Origin of the sequence: Lacibacter luteus, assembly GCF_004118265.1 — a bacterium.
Lineage (GTDB): Bacteria > Bacteroidota > Bacteroidia > Chitinophagales > Chitinophagaceae > Lacibacter > Lacibacter luteus.
In genome coordinates, this window is the sequence record NZ_SDHW01000002.1 from 515,971 (window position 1) to 531,730 (window position 15,760).

Below are 15,760 nucleotides of genomic sequence, written 5' to 3' on the forward strand. Positions count from 1 at the left end.
AGAATCTTTTACACATCATCAAAACAAACTCCTCAGGTTATGAATATCGAGAACACACAAAGCCAGATGCGTAAGGGAGTCCTGGAGTTTTGCATTCTCTCCGTTATCCAGCGGGGCGAAGTGTACCCCAGTGATATAATAGAGGAAATGAAAAAGGCGAACCTTAACATCCTCGAAGGAACCCTGTATCCACTATTAACCCGATTGAAAAATGCCGACTTGTTAACCTATCGTTGGGTGGAAAGCAGCAGCGGCCCTCCCCGCAAATATTTTTCACTTACAGAAAAGGGAGGCGCCTTTTACAAAGAGTTGGAGCAAACCTGGAACGAAATGGCCAGTTCTGTTGCAACTGTAACACGGCCCAACGGTAAGCCCAATGCAGCTGTTACCGGCGAAACAATCGAAGTGCATCCCCCTTCACCTGAAAGTCCACTTTAACCATTAAACTGTTATTATTATGAAAAAGGTAATCAATATAAATTTCAAAGGCCGGGTAATTCCCATCGAAGAAGCGGCATTTGAGCAACTGCAGAAATATACCGACAGTCTGCGTCGCTACTTTGCCAACGAAGAAGGCCGGGATGAAATCATTAATGATATCGAAGACCGTATTGCCGAGCTTTTTAACGAAGAGCTGAAGAAAGGTGCTACCTGTATTACCGAAGAAAATGTTACTGCCATTTGCAGCAGTATGGGCAGTGTGGAAGATTTTGAACAGATGGATAACGAAACCGGTACTTCTACCAACGGAAACAACGGTTCTTCATCAACGGCATCTGCAACAGCAAACACCTATACTGCAGCAGAAGAGCAACGTGGAAGTCTTGGCCGTAATGCCAACGATAAAATTCTTGGTGGTGTGTGTAGCGGTTTAGCACATTATTTAAAGATCGATCCTACAGTGGTGCGTATCCTGTTTGCGCTCATTAGCTTTGGTGGGTTTGGTACAGGTATTCTTATCTACATTGTATTGTGGATCGTATTACCTCTGAAAGATCTTAAGTCGAACATCCGCAAGCGTTTGTTCCGTAACCCCGATGATAAAATGATTGGTGGTGTTGCAAGTGGTTTAGCAAGTTATTTTAATATTCCTGTTTGGGTACCACGTGTGGTGTTTTGTTTACCGCTTATTCTCGGTATCATTTCATCCATCTTCCGTAACGCCATGTTCAATTTTGATTTTGAACCCGACTTTGTATTCGGTGGTTTTGGCGGAACATTGTTTGTGATCTATGTTATTCTCTGGATTGTATTGCCACTCGCAAGTACAGCAACAGAAAAACTGCAGATGCGTGGTGAAAAGATTGATGTGAACAGTATTAAAAATGCTGTACAGGAAGAACTTGGAACAGGCGGAACCATTCGTGAAAAAGCAACACAAATGGGCGAAGAATTGAAAGAAGGTGCGCAACGTGTTGGTACAACCATTCACGAAGGTGCACAACGTGTAAGCGAAGAGTTGGGCGGTTACAAAAGCAAAGCAACACCTGTACCTGTAGATGCAACAAGTGCATCGGTACAACGCAGCACAAGAGGTGGTATCGGTCATGCAATTGGTGTGTTGTTTAAAGCATTCTTCCTCTTTATTGCCGGTGTAATTGCATTCTCTTTGTTAATGGCATTGATCGGTGTAACATTCGCCGGTGTTGCAGCCTTCCCTTTTAAAGGTTTCTTTTTAGAAGGCACCTGGCAACATGTAGCTGCATGGGGAACGTTGTTGTTGTTCTTTGCAGTACCGGTTGTTGCGCTATTAACATGGGTTATCCGTAAGATTATAGGTACAAAAAGCCGCAACCCTTACCTCGGTTACACATTTGGGTTTCTCTGGTTTGTTGGTTTGGTATGCTTTATTATTCTCATTTCTTCTTTCACCAATAACTTCCGTGTAAGTGCACACGAACAACAGGTGGTGGAAATGGCACAACCCCTTACCGGAAAAATGATCGTGAAAGTACCTTCATCGAAAGTAAAAGTTTACGGCAGTGCATTTAGTATTGATGATGTGTTTACACTCGATGGCGACAGCTTATATATTAATAACATCCGTTTACGTATTGTAAAAAGCAGCGACAGCCTGTTTCATGTTAACTACGACAAACGCAGCTCAGGCCCAACCAGAGATAAAGCGCAAAACAACGCCAACTCTATTAAATATAATATCAACTTTAAAGACAGTGTGCTTTCGCTCGACAAAGGCTTTACTGTAAGCGAACAGTCGAAGTTCCGCAACCAACGTGTTGTTGTAACGGTTGAAGTTCCTGTGGGCAAGCGTATTTATATCGACAGAACTGTAGAGCGTTTAGAGTGGCATAACATTACAATTAATGGTCGTGGTGGCGATTGGGAGTGGGAAGATGATCACCGCTGGAGCAATCGTGGATGGAACGATACAGAGATTGAATACATTATGACAGAAGACGGACTTGAGCGTGTTGATGGTAAGGACAAAATTGAAAAAGCAGAACGTGAAGAAGGAGATATTGAAAGCGAAATGGAACGCCTCGAACGTGAAAAGAAAGAACTGAATGAACGTGAACAGGAATTAAAAAACCGTAAGAAAGAAAACGACAGTCTGCGTTACCGTTATAGTCCCGATACACCAAAAACACCTGTAGCACCAAGCAAACAGGTGGTTCAGAAAGAAGCAGCAACTAATAACGACGCATCACTGTTTCAGCCAATGACAGTAAATGCATTATAAACTCGGTTAAAGTTGGAACAGCCAACGGCCCCGATGTTTTGAAAAAGACAAAGGGGCTATTTTTTCTCCGGCGCAATCATCATCATCATTACCATTAAACCTTACTTTATGCGTACACTGAGATTTATCACCGCTTTATTACTTGCAATTGTTGTATTTGGTGCAGCCCATGCACAACAGGCAAATCAAAAACATCCGGACAAAGAATTATTTGCATTTGTTCTTAAACTCGACAGCAGCTGGTTTTCGCACTTCAACAAAAACATCGACTCCTTCAGTAGTTATGTAGATTCAAGCCTTGAGTTTTACCACGACAGAGGCGGGCTTACGTTCTATGCCGATAATATTGCAGCGTTCAAGAGAATGAAAGCTGCCACACCTGATCTTACAAGAGAATTACTGGTTGAAACAATGGAAGTATATGTTATTCCAAACTTTGGTATTGTGCAGATTGCACAACACCGTTTCTGCCATAAAGAAAACGGGAAAATGGATTGCGGTGTATTTAAGTTTATACATACCTGGAAAAAAACAGATCAGGGCTGGAAGGTAACCCGCATCATCAGCGTAGATCACTAATTCATTCAACTTAAGCGTTCACCTTATCATCACTTGCTTATGCAGCTTCTGCTGTATGGCCAAACCTTGTTTTATGCTAACGAAACTCAGAAAACTTATTGTTGTTATTGGTATTTGCTTTTTAATTATTGCAACAGCATTTATTGTTCTGTTATTTACCGGTGTTATCTGGCGTTCACCATCGTACTATACAGTTGATGAAATGAAAACCTTTACTGTGCCTGTAATGGATATGAAAGCATATGATACTGTGGGCACACATCGTCAACCTTATATCTATCGCATCAATTCGGGTAAAGGAGTTTTGTGTGTAATGGGTATTCAGCATACAAAAGACACCGACGATCCGCAGCTCGACAGTTTACGCTCTGTATTTACTTCGATGCAACCCGATGTTGTTTTTGTAGAAGGTAAACTCGGATTCTTATTTGGCGGTTTACAAAACCCCGTTAAACAATACGGTGAAAACGGCGAAACTGTTCGCCTGGCAAAACAATACAAAGTGCCGTATTATACATGGGAACCTCCGAAAGAAGAAGAAGTGCGTTTACTTGCAAAAAAATATCCGGGTAAACAACTGGCGTTGTTTTATTCGTTGCGTCCCTACTTCAGCAACTATCGTTTTGGCAAACCTTCTGATCCCGATAAACAGTTACAGCAATACATCAACAGCCGAACCGATTATACAGGTTTGCGTGGAATGATCAAAGATGTAAGAGAAGTTGACAGCATTTGGGATAAAGATTTTCCGCAGTTAAAAGACTGGCGTGAAACAAGCGATGAGTTTGGATGGCCTCCCGGTTACCTCTCCGAAATTTTTAACGACTGCAATCTTATCCGTGATAATTATCTCTGCAATGCATTGCTGCAGGAAGTTAAAAAAGGAAAGCATGTTTTTGTAACAATGGGTTCAAGCCATGCTTTTCGTATACAGGCAACATTAGAAGCAGCGCTGGCCAATTAATGCTATACACGATTTTTTGCAGGCTTTCATGCGCAATCGTTTTTCGCAAACTTGTACAACAGCAATCCAAATGCTTCCTTTACTTTTGTGCGCACTATTAAATGAGCAAAAAAGTATGAAAGCAACTCCTTTTACAGGTAAACACATTGCACTCGGCGCAAAGATGGCTGAGTTTGCGGGTTATAATATGCCTATTTCCTACAGTGGTATTAACGATGAGCATGCAGCGGTACGTAACAATGCCGGTGTGTTTGATGTTAGCCATATGGGTGAATTTATTTTAAAAGGAGAAGGAGCACTTGATCTTATTCAACGGGTTACAAGTAACGACGCATCGAAACTTACCGACGGTAAGGCGCAATACAGCTGTTTGCCAAATGAACAAGGTGGTATTGTAGACGATCTGCTTGTTTATTGTGTGGAAGAAAACAAAGTGTATATGCTGGTTGTTAACGCCAGTAATATTGAAAAAGACTGGAACTGGATACAGAAGTATAACACAGCGAATGTTGAAATGCACAACATCAGCGATAAAACCTGTTTGCTGGCAATACAGGGTCCCAACGCAACAAAAATTCTGCAGCCCTTAACCGATATTGACATTCTGAACATGAAGTATTACACATTTGCAAAAGGTGTTTTTGCAGGTGTAGATAATGTACTGGTAAGTGCTACCGGTTATACGGGTGCAGGTGGTGTTGAAATTTATTTTGAAGACAAGGATGGTGCTGCTGAAAAAATATGGGATGCCATTTTTGAAGCAGGCAAAGCGTCGGGTATTAAGCCAATTGGTTTAGGTGCACGTGATACACTCCGGTTAGAAAAAGGTTTTTGCTTATACGGAAATGATATCGACGATAACACATCACCATTGGAAGCAGGCCTCGGCTGGATTACCAAGTTTACCAAAGACTTTACGGCAAGAACAATTATTGAACAACAGAAAACAAATGGCGTAGAACGTAAGCTGGTTGGTTTTGAAATGATCGACCGTGGTATTCCACGCCACGACTATAAAATAAAAGATGCAGAAGGAAATGAAATTGGTAAAGTAACCAGCGGAACACAATCGCCTTCTTTACAAAAAGCGATTGGCTTGGGTTATGTTGCTACAAGCTTCGCTGCATTTGACACAGAAATTTATGTAGAAGTAAGAGACAAGCTGTTGAAAGCAAAAGTGGTGAAGATTCCTTTCCTGTAAAGAACAAAAGGCATTATTATTGATATACAAAATCAACCAATGAGTCACCAATGCGGTGGCTCATTGATTTTTAACAGCCATACTTCTATGCCATCTATCCATCTTACAACATTTATTGCTGCACCAATTGAACGGGTGTTTGATCTCAGCAGACATATCGGGCTGCATAAAATATCACAGCAACATAATAACGAAGAAGCAATTGCGGGTGTGACATCGGGTCTTATTAACCAGGGCGAATGGGTAACCTGGAAAGCAAAGCATTTGTTTAAAACCAGGATAATGACGGTAAAGATCACCGAAATGAAAAGCCCCGGCTATTTTGAAGGTGTAATGGAAAAAGGCGATTTTGTTTCGTACACACACAAACATCATTTTAAAGAAGTACAAAACGGAACAATTATGATTGATGAGCTTGAGTTTGAAACACCTTACAATGTATTTGGCAAACTGTTAAACCGTGTTTATTTAACCAATTACCTGCAGCAACTTTTACATGCCAGAAACAAAACCATTAAAGATTTTGCTGAAACTGCTAAGTGGAAATCCTATGTTGGCCATTAGCGAGTAAAACTACGTGTGTTTCGATGTAAAGGATTATTATATTTGGTTACGTTTAGACCCAATAACTTAAGAAACCGTATCCAATGAAGAGTCCACGCAAAGCAACTTTTGCAATTTTACTTTCATTTCTTTTTTCCAATTCGTTATTTGCACAATGCATGATGGTTCCTGTTTCCCTTAATCAAAGGGTTAGCCAAAGCAATTACATTGTAAAAGGCGTGGTTGCAGAAAAAGAAACCTTTGCAGACCCCGCAACAGGTAATATTTACACCCTTAATAAGATTGCAGTAAAAGCCTGGTTAAAAAACAAACAGCAATCGGCGTTTATCTATATCCGAACAGAAGGTGGTGTACATAAAGGCCGGGCTACATTGGTGTATCCATCGTTACAGTTACAGGAAAAGCAGGCGTACGTTTTATTCCTCAATAAAGTTTCTTCAAGGAACGAAAATGCAGCGGTGCGTAACCGCAATAAAGCAATTATACAAACAACGCCTTATGCAGGAGCACAAGCTGCTATAGTTGAAACTTTTGGTCTTTTTACAGATGTAATGCAACAAGAAAAACAAACAGAAGAGGAGTTGTTTCTGAAGATAAAAAACGTTGCACAAGAAGAAGCTGTAACTCCCGAAGGCAAACGTTACGAGCCTGCCGGTAAGCCACGTGTTGCTGCAAGAACAACAGCTGTTTCATCTGTATCGCCATCAGCAGTAAGAGCCGGCACAACCGATGCTGCCGATCAAATAACAATTACCGGCACTGGCTTTGGTACAACTGTGGGAAATGTATTCTTTGCAAATGCAAATGATGGTGGCGCTACATTTATTGCTTCAGGTTTAAACTCCGATATTATTAGCTGGAACGACAATACAATTGTTGCAAAAGTACCAAGCGAAGCAGGTACCGGTCCGGTTGTGGTAGATGCGGTACATGTATCTCCATCCAACCTTACGGTTCAGTATGCACATACTTCAATTGAACATACGTTTTATGGCTATGCAGAAACAACAAGGCAGCGCTACTATTTACGTAACTTAAATGGCAGCGGTGGTTATACATTTCAATTAAATACTTCGTTTGCAGCAAACACTTCGGCGGCAACAGCCTTTAGCAACGCTGTGGTTACCTGGAGAAATAATACCGCAGTCAACTTTTCTGTTACCGGAACAACCAGTGTTGCAACATCTGCAGATGATAATGTAAATGCTGTTTATTTTAACCCGGCAATTGCTGCAGGTACACTTGCAATTTGTACAAGTAATTTCAGGGCATCTGCTGTACCGGGCGTTTGTGAACAGAGCAATACAATATGGTGGCTGAGTGATATGGATATTCAGTTCAGAGATGTTCCAACAGCATCTACCACCTGGCAATATGGCCCCGCAGCACCCGCATCAAATCAATACGATTTTCAATCTGTAGCACTACACGAATTAGGCCATGCACATGGATTGGGGCATGTAATTGCATCGGGCCAGGTAATGCATTATGCAATTGCAAACGGAGCAACAGCAAGAACGCTTTCTGCCAACGATATTGCAGCTGGTATTGCCAAATTAAGTTACTCCGATGATCCTACCTGCTTTAACCCTTCGGGCTCAGGTGCACAAATGACACCGGCAACAGGAGGAACATTACCGGTATCGTTTTTAAGTTTTCGTGCAAAGCGAAACGATAAAACACGTGTAACAGTAAACTGGTCTACAGCACTTGAATATAATAACAAAGGCTTTTTTGTTGAACGTGGTGAAACAACGCAGCAAATGAAAAGCATTGCATTTGTAAACAGTAAAGAACAATCGGCATTACAACATAACTATAGTTACATTGATGAAAAAGCAGGACCATTTGCCTGGTATTACCGAATTACACAACAGGATTTTAGCGGAAACAGCATCAGCTCAACCATTGTATATGTAAATGGCGATGAAACAAACAGCTGGCGTGTTTGGACCAGTGAAGCCGGAGATCAACTGCAGGTTTATCTTCAAAACTGGCAAGACAAAAAAGTTTCGTTACAACTGTTTAGTTCTACAGGCCAGTTAATCATCAATACAAATATTACCGGCAGCCGTACCATATTACCGGTGCAGCACTTACAAAAAGGATATTACAGCTATCGTTTAACAGATGGTGCAGAAGTTATTTCGGGCAAGCTGATGCTTGGCCACTAAGCATAACAGAACGAATTTGATAAGAGCAGGCAGCATTGCCTGCTCTTTCTTATTTTTGCGGCCTAATGGCAAACAATAAACCCACACTTTATACTTCGCTTTCTCCTGCATTATTACACCTGTACGATTTACGTAATGCAGTTGTTGTAATTATTGATGTGTTTCGTGCAACATCAACCATAGCATCGGCGCTGCACAACGGTGCGCAATGTGTAATACCGGTTGATGAAGTGGCGAAAGCCATTGCCCTCAGCAAACATGTAAATGGCATTGCTGCAGGCGAACGTGATGGAAAAATTGCAGATGGGTTAGAACATGGAAACTCTCCATTGGAATACAGTCCGGAGTTTATTAAAGGCCGCACATTGGTGTTAACCACAACAAACGGAACAAAGCTGTTACAGATGGCGTTGGATAATGAAGCCGATACCATCATTACCGGATCTTTTCCTAACCTCAGTGCGGTGTGCGATTACCTGGTAAAAGAAAACAAGAATGTGGTACTGGGATGTGCAGGATGGAAAGACCGTTACAATTTAGAAGACACTTTATTTGCAGGCGCTGTTATAAGTCGCATTAAAGAGCACTTTACCATTCATTGCGACAGTTCGTTAACTGCAGAAATGCAGTACAACACAGTGAAAGATGATTTGCATGCGTTTGCTCCCAACCTCACACACTATCACCGACTGGTAGATCGTTTTGGTTTAATTGAAGACATCCGTTTTTGTATGACGCCGGATATTGCCAATGTATTGCCTTTGTATAAAGAAGGAATGTTGCTGGCTCAATAATTTTATTGTAATTCTTTACGCATGCAAATACTGATTTCTACACCAATATACTGGCCGTAGTTGGGTGTGCGTTCATAACCTGCTTTTTCATAAAGCCTGATGGCTTCCGGCTGGTTTAATCCTGTTTCTAAAACACAGGCGGTAAAACCTTCGGCTTTTGCCCATTGCTCCAGTTGTTGCAAAATAAGAGCAGCAATTCCTTTTCCACGTTGTTGAGGTTCTACATACATACGTTTGATTTCAACCACAGCATCTTCAAATAATTTAAATGCACCACAGCCAACGGGGGTTTGATTATAATAAGCCACAATTACATGATGTATGTGATCGAGTTTATTGAACTGGTTGAAAAAAAGTTGCTGCTCGCCATAACGTGCCGCAAGATCCCGGTCGAGTTCTGCAACCAGTAACCTGAAATCGGAATTATCTGAATCTGTTTTGTTGAATGTAAGCATGCGTGAAAAACTCTACACAAGATAAAAATCCTGAACCAAAACAGGAAATGCACAATCCGCTTCTTACACAGCAAGCAAACGACGATGGTAACTTATTTGGCCCAGATGATAGCTGAGATGTGTTGCAAGATGTACAAGAAAAAAACCGGTAGACGTTTTTTCGGCAAATACAAGTAAGGGATATTCTTCTGCTAAAACAGAATCGGGCAAAACGGATAACGTGTTATCAATAATTTCTTTTGTTTCCTGCACAAGCATAAGCAAGCTTTCTTTCGACATATCTTTTTTGGCAAACTCTTCTTCCCTGTTTCGTATGTAAGGATAGTTGCCGAGTTCTGCACCAATATATGTTTTCAGATTGCCTGCTAAATGCAGGCATAAGTTTCCGGCAGAATTTGCAATATGCCCGTCTGTAACCCAGAGAACATCGTTGCTTTTATATTGTTCTATTTCGTTATACAGTCTTGTAAGATCTCTTTGAAAAAGTTGACGTAAAGTAGTAAGCAGCATGTTTTTCTTTTAAACAAAGAAACGATGTTTTGCAACAAAGGGGTGAACCATGAAATGAAGTATAAAAAATGCCCGGTGCAGATTGTATGTACCGGGCAATTGAACGATTAAAGATTATAGGCGCCTTTGAGATATGCTGCAAGTGTTGTTGGCTTGCGACCCAGCAACTGTTCTAATGTTGAGCTTACGTAATTGAAATCGTTGTTTTTAATACCGGCAGCAAATGTTGAAGACATGCCGATGATTTCAGCAGGTAAGCCAAACCCTTTTAATGCTTCTTCAAACGCAGCAGGCTCAGGGCTGATGTAGTTAACGGTTTTACCGGCCAGACCTGCAAGTGTGGTTGATATTTCAGCAAAGGAATAGGCAACATCACCTGTAAGCGCATACGTTTTGTTTTCGTGCCCTTCGGTTATCAGCACATTCGCTGCAGCTTCACCCAAATCCTGTCTTGCAGCAAAACTTACTTTACCATCGCCTGCAGGAAAGAAAATACCTGTATCTACTGCCTGTGGTCCGGCAAACATCGGAATAACATCTGTGTACAAACTGTTTTGCAACAGTGTGTAGGTAAGTCCGCTTGCTTTAATGTAAGCATCAGTTTGGTAATGATCGCTCATAAAACCGTTTAATGGCGATGTTTCAAAATTCTGCATGGTTACACCTGTGTAAAGCAAATGTTTAACACCCGCCTGCTTTGCCGCATCCACAACGTTTTTGTGCTGACCAAAACGATCGTTAAAATCGCTTGATGAAATGAGCAATACTTTATCTACACCCTGCAAAGCAGTAGCCAATGCTGCAGCATCCTGGTAGGCTGCTACCCGAACACTCACACCCTGTTGTTTAAAAGCAGCTGCTTTGTTTTCATCTCTCACTAATACCGCAAGCCCGGCGGCAGGTACTTTTTTCAACAATTCGTTTACAACAATGGTTCCTAACTGTCCGGTTGCTCCTGTTACTAAAATCATGGTTTAAGTTTTAAGCGTGTATAATTTTTTTTGATGGAACAAAACTACCTTACCTTTGCTATATAAAGTATAGCGGTATACAATAGTATACCGGTATCAAAAAGTATAGCAACCGCAACAACATGGCAGCAGCAACACTTAAAAACATTCAGAAATGCCCCACATCGTATGTGCTGGCAATACAGGATACATTGAACGCCTTCCAGGGAAAATGGAAAATGCCCATTATTGGTACGCTCCTGTTTGGTAAAAAAAGGTTTAAAGAAATAGAACGGGAAATACCAAAGATCACACCCCGCATGCTGTCGCAGGAGTTAAAAGATCTGGAGATGAACGGCATCATCAGCCGCACTGTTTATGCAACATCGCCTGTAACGGTTGAATACGAATTAACCAAATCGGGCAAACAACTGAGCAAGGTTGTAGAAGCAATGCTCGAATGGGGATTACAGCACCGCCGTGCAAATATGCTGGAGTTGCTGCCGATACTGCAATCGAAAACAGCGTAATGTTTTATATAAATTTGGCAATACTCAGCATGTAACCGAAGTGTGTTCCTTCGTGATAGTTGTTGAAGGTAACAGCATCTTCCAGGTTGCGTAAATAGAAACCGGTTCCCGTCTTACGCTGGTTAAAGGTTTGAAAGATATTGTTTGCAAGATCGGTTTCTGTTTTTTCGATGAGCGATGTGAGCAATTCTTTTATTTCATCCACTTCCTGTTGCGTAACATCAGCCGTTGGTTTTGTACCAGGTTTGTAACGGTTAAAGAAATCATCGCTGATGTGCATAGGTACATTGCACGAACGGTAAACCAACCCCTGTTGTGCAGCAATTACATGCCCGATGTTCCAGATAAGATTGTTATTAAAACCTGCAGGAATTTTATTCAGTTGCTCCAGATTGTATTTATCAAAAAAACCGGTATAGATACTGCGGCTTGTTTTCCAATGATGAAGAGTTGATTCCATGAATGATAAGTTTTTGAATATTGTGCAAGCTATGGGAATTAATTGTTGTTTTTAATAGCTGGTGGGCAAACTGGTGAAAGGACAATTTTTATTCAGCCCATTTATTAAAACTCTTAATTCTTTTCCAGGTATTATCAATCCCTCTTTCGTATAAATTGTATTCTCCACCTCCACAAACAAGGCCGCAAAAAAAAGCTTCGATGATGATAGTATATTTGTTGTCTACTGAGAATAGTGGCAAAGAATAGGAATAAACTACGTTATCAACCCGATTGTTAATAAGTTTGATACTGTCTAATAGCATAACTCGTTTTATACTTAGTTGCCACTTATCGGTAAATTGCTGATTAATTTGTTGAGCAAAATAGTTAGCATCTCCAGCGTTAAAATACTCATTCAAGTTATTCTCTTTTCTAAATATGTTTTGAGAGAAGCGATCGGTATTTAAAACTGAACTGTCTGTGTAAATAAAGTTATCTGAATGAAATCTGACAATTTTATTGTTAACCTGTTTAACAGATTTAAAAGAGGAGTCGTTTTGAAAAAGCCACTGCATAAAGTTTATTATGGCCGAATCTTTAATTACTAAGCTATATTTCTGAGCAGAGCTTGTAAGGTGGGATATAATAAATAGTATTGTTAGAAACTGTTTCATAAAAATAGACTACAACATATAAATATAATCATCTTCTAGTTCAGGTATTTTTTCATATTCTATTTACTTGTTTCAGTTGCTGCGCACAACAACCGATAAAAAACAACAAAGCCGTGATGTTTTCAATAACATCACGGCTTGAAATTCATCTCAACAATTTACTTTTTCAACTCAGCTTTAATTGCTTCTCCAACTGCATGCGCCGATTGTGGATTCTGGCCTGTGATCAATCGTTGATCAACAGTAACATGCTCCTGCCAAAGACCCGACTTTTCAAACCTGGCACCACGTGCAATTAATTTATCTTCCAACATAAATGGTACTACGTTTTCCAACTTCACCGCATATTCTTCTTCATTGGTAAAGCCATTGATTCTTTTACCATCAACCAGGTATTTGCCATTACTTAATTTAATATTCACCAACCCCGAAGGACCATGACAAACTGCACTTACAATACCATTGGCTTCATAAATTTTTCGTGCAATCTCTGCTATCTCTTCGTTCTGTGGCAGATCCCACATGGTACCATGCCCGCCGGCAAAAAAGATCGCTGCATATTGTGATGCATCAACTTGAGAAGGCTTCATGGTATGTTCTACTTTGTTGCGATATACATTGTTCTCCCAAAACTTTTTATTGATGGAGTCTTCAAGATTAAAACCATCTACAGGAGCTTTGCCACCTTTCGGACTCACAAAATCAATTTCATAACCTGCGTTTACCAATACATCCCACGGATGTGTTACCTCTGAAAGATAATAACCGGTGGGTTCTTCTGTGTTGCTTTTTTTATCGTGGCTGGTTACCACAAAAAGTATTTTTTTCATGTTGTTATTATTTAAATGCTGACTGAATAATTGTTGACTTCTAAAAGAAAAGACTGCTAACAGCAGTACCGTTATTTTTATGCTCATTGTTCAATTGCGTGTAATTGTGTTTGAAAAATTTCTGCCGATAGATGTTGCAGGTAGTCGAGTCTGAATTGTTCTAACCGATCAGCTGTCATGTTTTTTTCTACATCGTGAAAGTGAAAGCTTGGTAAAGCTGATAATGCCAGGAATGCATTCATACGATGAAAGCCAAACAGAACACCTTCATCAACACTTTTTTGTTGAAAAAACTCATCTTCCAATGTAAATGCTGCTTCAGGCGCATTCCATGAAGTTGTAACCATATACTTTCTGCCATGCAGCAAACCACCTGTACCATAATTACGATCGGGGTTATTCATTTTTCGACCATCGCTGTAGTACATACCTGCTCTGTGCCCGGCTGTTAAAACTTTATCGAGGTATTCTTTTAAACCATGCGGTACCGAAAACCACCAAACGGGAAAATGGTAGATAATAATATCGGCCCAAACAAATTTCTCTACCTCTTCCTGCAGATCATAAGCATGGTTAATATTGGTTGTTTTTAATTCAAAACCATTTTCGTGGGTGAAGAAACTTTGATCCCATTCTGTAATACGTTGATTTAAAAAGCCACCTGAATGAGCAAATACCTGTCCGCCATTGATGATAAATATTTTCATAACTCTTTGCATTTATGATGCAAAGTTCTAACGGCACGAAACAATGGTAAAGGAGCTATGTCACAATCTTGTTGTGATGTACATCACATTTTAGAGAAGCGACTGAGTGTTTCCCTCGAAACACCGAGATAAGCAGCCAGTAATGTTTTGGGAACACGCTGAAAAAGTTGAGGGTAAGCATTTTGCAGTTGTTGATAGCGTTGTTCTGCCGAATTAGTGAGTAAAGATAAAATACGTTTTTGCAAAGCCACGTAACCGAAGCTGGATTTACGCCGGAAGAAATGTTCCATCTTATGCATTTCGGAACAGATCTTTTCTCTGTTGAATAATGACAAGGCCAACACTTCAGTGTCTTCAATGCAATCGATAGTAAGCGTTGCGTTGGTCTGATTAAAATAAGCCTGGTAATCGGTGATCCACCAGTCTTCCCAAGCAAACTGCAGAATGTGTTCTTTACCATCTTCTGCAGTTATATACGATGCTTTGAGCATACCCTTCAGCACAAAATAATCATGCTGTACAGCTGTATCGTCTTGCACAAGAAACTGGTGTTTTTTATATTTCCTCGTTGTAAAATGCGAAAAAATATAATCGAATTCCTTATCCGTTAAGGGTGTGATTTTTTCAATATGCTGTCTTAATAGTTCACTCATTGGTTTAACGGAATGATGTTTATGTGTTTTGTACAACACATAAATATACGCCGCTTCTAATGAAGTTTATTTGAACGATGATTTGCTTCCTGTGTGAATGCACAAGATGTTGATGCAGCTGAAAAAATATTTACTTCTAAACAACAAACGCTTTGTTTTTCTGTTGGCGAAGCAGTATAACAGCAATAAGGGATGCAATCAGCAGCAGATTAAATTCAATACCGTTTGCTCCGCTGCCCACAACAAACCATCCGTTTGGCAGGTGCACCATAAAAATACCGGCTGTAAAAATTACAATCGCAATGACGGCGGCAGGAAAGATGAAACGGTTCAACAGGAAACAAACCGAAATGAATAAATGCAGGAGTTTAATTGTCCACGCAAGAAATAATCCAAACGGAGCAAAGCCAACCTTGTCAAGGTAATCCTTGCCAAATGCATGAACTCCGCCGTTAAACATCCCCGGAATACTGTGCATCAGTAAAATGCTCACCAATGTTACACGCAAAATAAGAGAAGCCGCTTTTATGGACATTGCCTGTCCGTTTGAATTATTCATGTTGGTTGATTAAAAATAATGCATCAGCGGACCGATCTGCACATAGCCATTATTATCAACAGTTGCTGTTTGTGATTTTTTAACCACGCCTCCGGCATACAGCTTTGCTGTTACTGATTGACCGGCAGTTCCTGCACCACCACCTGCTGCCGATATGGTAAAACCAGCATAGGCTGCACTGTTCTCTACAGTTATTTCTTTGCTCCATGGTAAGGAAACATTTGTCAACGTTGTGGCGCTGCCTTGTGCATTGTAATACACAATGTTCAGTTTGCCGCTGGCATTGCCGCTTACTTCGTATTTAATGTTTCGTGAAGAGCCACTGTTGTTGCTGTCCTTGTTTTTTTTGCAGGATAGAACTGTCAACAACATTACAGCAATTGCAAAGAGACGGAATAATGATAAGTGTTTCATTGTTATAGTTTGATGATATGTTACAGACTTGTACCATCAAAACTATTAACGGGCTTATTT

General features: G+C 40.4%; 19 protein-coding genes. 9 read left to right on the plus strand and 10 right to left on the minus strand.

Annotated features, from left to right (window positions below; all coding sequences use genetic code 11):
* The first annotated feature begins 39 nt into the window (after positions 1-39).
* The 8 genes from ESA94_RS09935 to ESA94_RS09970 all read left to right on the plus strand — a co-directional run bounded on the left by ESA94_RS09935 (position 40) and on the right by ESA94_RS09970 (position 8,977).
* A complete protein-coding gene (locus ESA94_RS09935) occupies positions 40-438 on the plus strand; it encodes a PadR family transcriptional regulator (protein WP_129130736.1) in 399 nt (132 codons plus the stop codon).
* 19 nt (positions 439-457) lie between these two features.
* Complete coding sequence (locus tag ESA94_RS09940) at positions 458-2,701, plus strand: PspC domain-containing protein (RefSeq protein ID WP_129130737.1); 2,244 nt, start codon at positions 458-460, stop codon at positions 2,699-2,701.
* Positions 2,702-2,809: 108 nt separating this feature from the next.
* A complete protein-coding gene (locus tag ESA94_RS09945) occupies positions 2,810-3,280 on the plus strand; it encodes a nuclear transport factor 2 family protein (RefSeq protein WP_129130738.1) in 471 nt (156 codons plus the stop codon).
* 73 nt (positions 3,281-3,353) lie between these two features.
* Complete coding sequence (locus ESA94_RS09950) at positions 3,354-4,244, plus strand: hypothetical protein (RefSeq protein WP_129130739.1); 891 nt, start codon at positions 3,354-3,356, stop codon at positions 4,242-4,244.
* Between the two features lie 115 nt (positions 4,245-4,359).
* The gene (gene gcvT / locus ESA94_RS09955; RefSeq protein ID WP_129130740.1) at positions 4,360-5,445 is read left to right on the plus strand and encodes a glycine cleavage system aminomethyltransferase GcvT; all 1,086 of its coding nucleotides are present in this window, start codon (positions 4,360-4,362) and stop codon (positions 5,443-5,445) included.
* Positions 5,446-5,484: 39 nt separating this feature from the next.
* Positions 5,485-6,009: an SRPBCC family protein gene (locus ESA94_RS09960; protein WP_240671023.1), complete on the plus strand. Its 525-nt coding sequence runs from the start codon at positions 5,485-5,487 to the stop codon at positions 6,007-6,009.
* A gap of 83 nt (positions 6,010-6,092) precedes the next feature.
* Positions 6,093-8,183, plus strand: a complete 2,091-nt coding sequence (locus tag ESA94_RS09965) for a matrixin family metalloprotease (RefSeq protein WP_129130741.1) — start codon at positions 6,093-6,095, stop codon at positions 8,181-8,183.
* 65 nt (positions 8,184-8,248) lie between these two features.
* Entirely contained in the window at positions 8,249-8,977 is a 729-nt protein-coding gene (locus tag ESA94_RS09970) for a 2-phosphosulfolactate phosphatase (RefSeq protein ID WP_129130742.1), read from the plus strand.
* A gap of 2 nt (positions 8,978-8,979) precedes the next feature.
* Here the strand turns inward: ESA94_RS09970 and ESA94_RS09975 are convergent, their stop codons facing one another.
* The 3 genes from ESA94_RS09975 to ESA94_RS09985 form a co-directional block, all read right to left on the minus strand.
* The gene (locus ESA94_RS09975) at positions 8,980-9,432 is read right to left on the minus strand and encodes a GNAT family N-acetyltransferase (protein ID WP_129130743.1); all 453 of its coding nucleotides are present in this window, start codon (positions 9,430-9,432) and stop codon (positions 8,980-8,982) included.
* Positions 9,433-9,495: 63 nt separating this feature from the next.
* Positions 9,496-9,942, minus strand: coding sequence for a DinB family protein (locus tag ESA94_RS09980; RefSeq protein ID WP_129130744.1), 447 nt, complete (start codon positions 9,940-9,942; stop codon positions 9,496-9,498).
* Positions 9,943-10,049: 107 nt separating this feature from the next.
* A complete protein-coding gene (locus ESA94_RS09985) occupies positions 10,050-10,913 on the minus strand; it encodes an SDR family oxidoreductase (protein ID WP_129130745.1) in 864 nt (287 codons plus the stop codon).
* Positions 10,914-11,035: 122 nt separating this feature from the next.
* Here ESA94_RS09985 and ESA94_RS09990 point away from each other — a divergent pair, with 122 nt between their 5' ends.
* Positions 11,036-11,422 carry a winged helix-turn-helix transcriptional regulator gene (locus ESA94_RS09990; RefSeq protein ID WP_129130746.1) on the plus strand — a complete coding sequence of 129 codons (387 nt, stop codon included), beginning with the start codon at positions 11,036-11,038 and terminating at the stop codon, positions 11,420-11,422.
* Between the two features lie 4 nt (positions 11,423-11,426).
* On the opposite strand, the gene ESA94_RS09995 is transcribed toward ESA94_RS09990, so the two are convergent.
* The 7 genes from ESA94_RS09995 to ESA94_RS10025 all read right to left on the minus strand — a co-directional run bounded on the left by ESA94_RS09995 (position 11,427) and on the right by ESA94_RS10025 (position 15,700).
* A complete protein-coding gene (locus tag ESA94_RS09995) occupies positions 11,427-11,882 on the minus strand; it encodes a DinB family protein (RefSeq protein WP_129130747.1) in 456 nt (151 codons plus the stop codon).
* Positions 11,883-11,970: 88 nt separating this feature from the next.
* A complete protein-coding gene (locus ESA94_RS10000) occupies positions 11,971-12,537 on the minus strand; it encodes a hypothetical protein (protein WP_129130748.1) in 567 nt (188 codons plus the stop codon).
* A gap of 158 nt (positions 12,538-12,695) precedes the next feature.
* Entirely contained in the window at positions 12,696-13,367 is a 672-nt protein-coding gene (locus ESA94_RS10005; RefSeq protein ID WP_129130749.1) for a type 1 glutamine amidotransferase domain-containing protein, read from the minus strand.
* An 83-nt stretch (positions 13,368-13,450) separates the two neighbouring features.
* Positions 13,451-14,074 carry an NAD(P)H-dependent oxidoreductase gene (locus ESA94_RS10010; RefSeq protein WP_129130750.1) on the minus strand — a complete coding sequence of 208 codons (624 nt, stop codon included), beginning with the start codon at positions 14,072-14,074 and terminating at the stop codon, positions 13,451-13,453.
* 83 nt (positions 14,075-14,157) lie between these two features.
* Positions 14,158-14,727 carry a Crp/Fnr family transcriptional regulator gene (locus ESA94_RS10015; protein ID WP_129130751.1) on the minus strand — a complete coding sequence of 190 codons (570 nt, stop codon included), beginning with the start codon at positions 14,725-14,727 and terminating at the stop codon, positions 14,158-14,160.
* Positions 14,728-14,863: 136 nt separating this feature from the next.
* Positions 14,864-15,286 carry a DoxX family protein gene (locus ESA94_RS10020; RefSeq protein WP_205755948.1) on the minus strand — a complete coding sequence of 141 codons (423 nt, stop codon included), beginning with the start codon at positions 15,284-15,286 and terminating at the stop codon, positions 14,864-14,866.
* Between the two features lie 9 nt (positions 15,287-15,295).
* A complete protein-coding gene (locus tag ESA94_RS10025; protein WP_129130752.1) occupies positions 15,296-15,700 on the minus strand; it encodes an MmpS family transport accessory protein in 405 nt (134 codons plus the stop codon).
* Between the last annotated feature and the right edge of the window lie 60 nt (positions 15,701-15,760).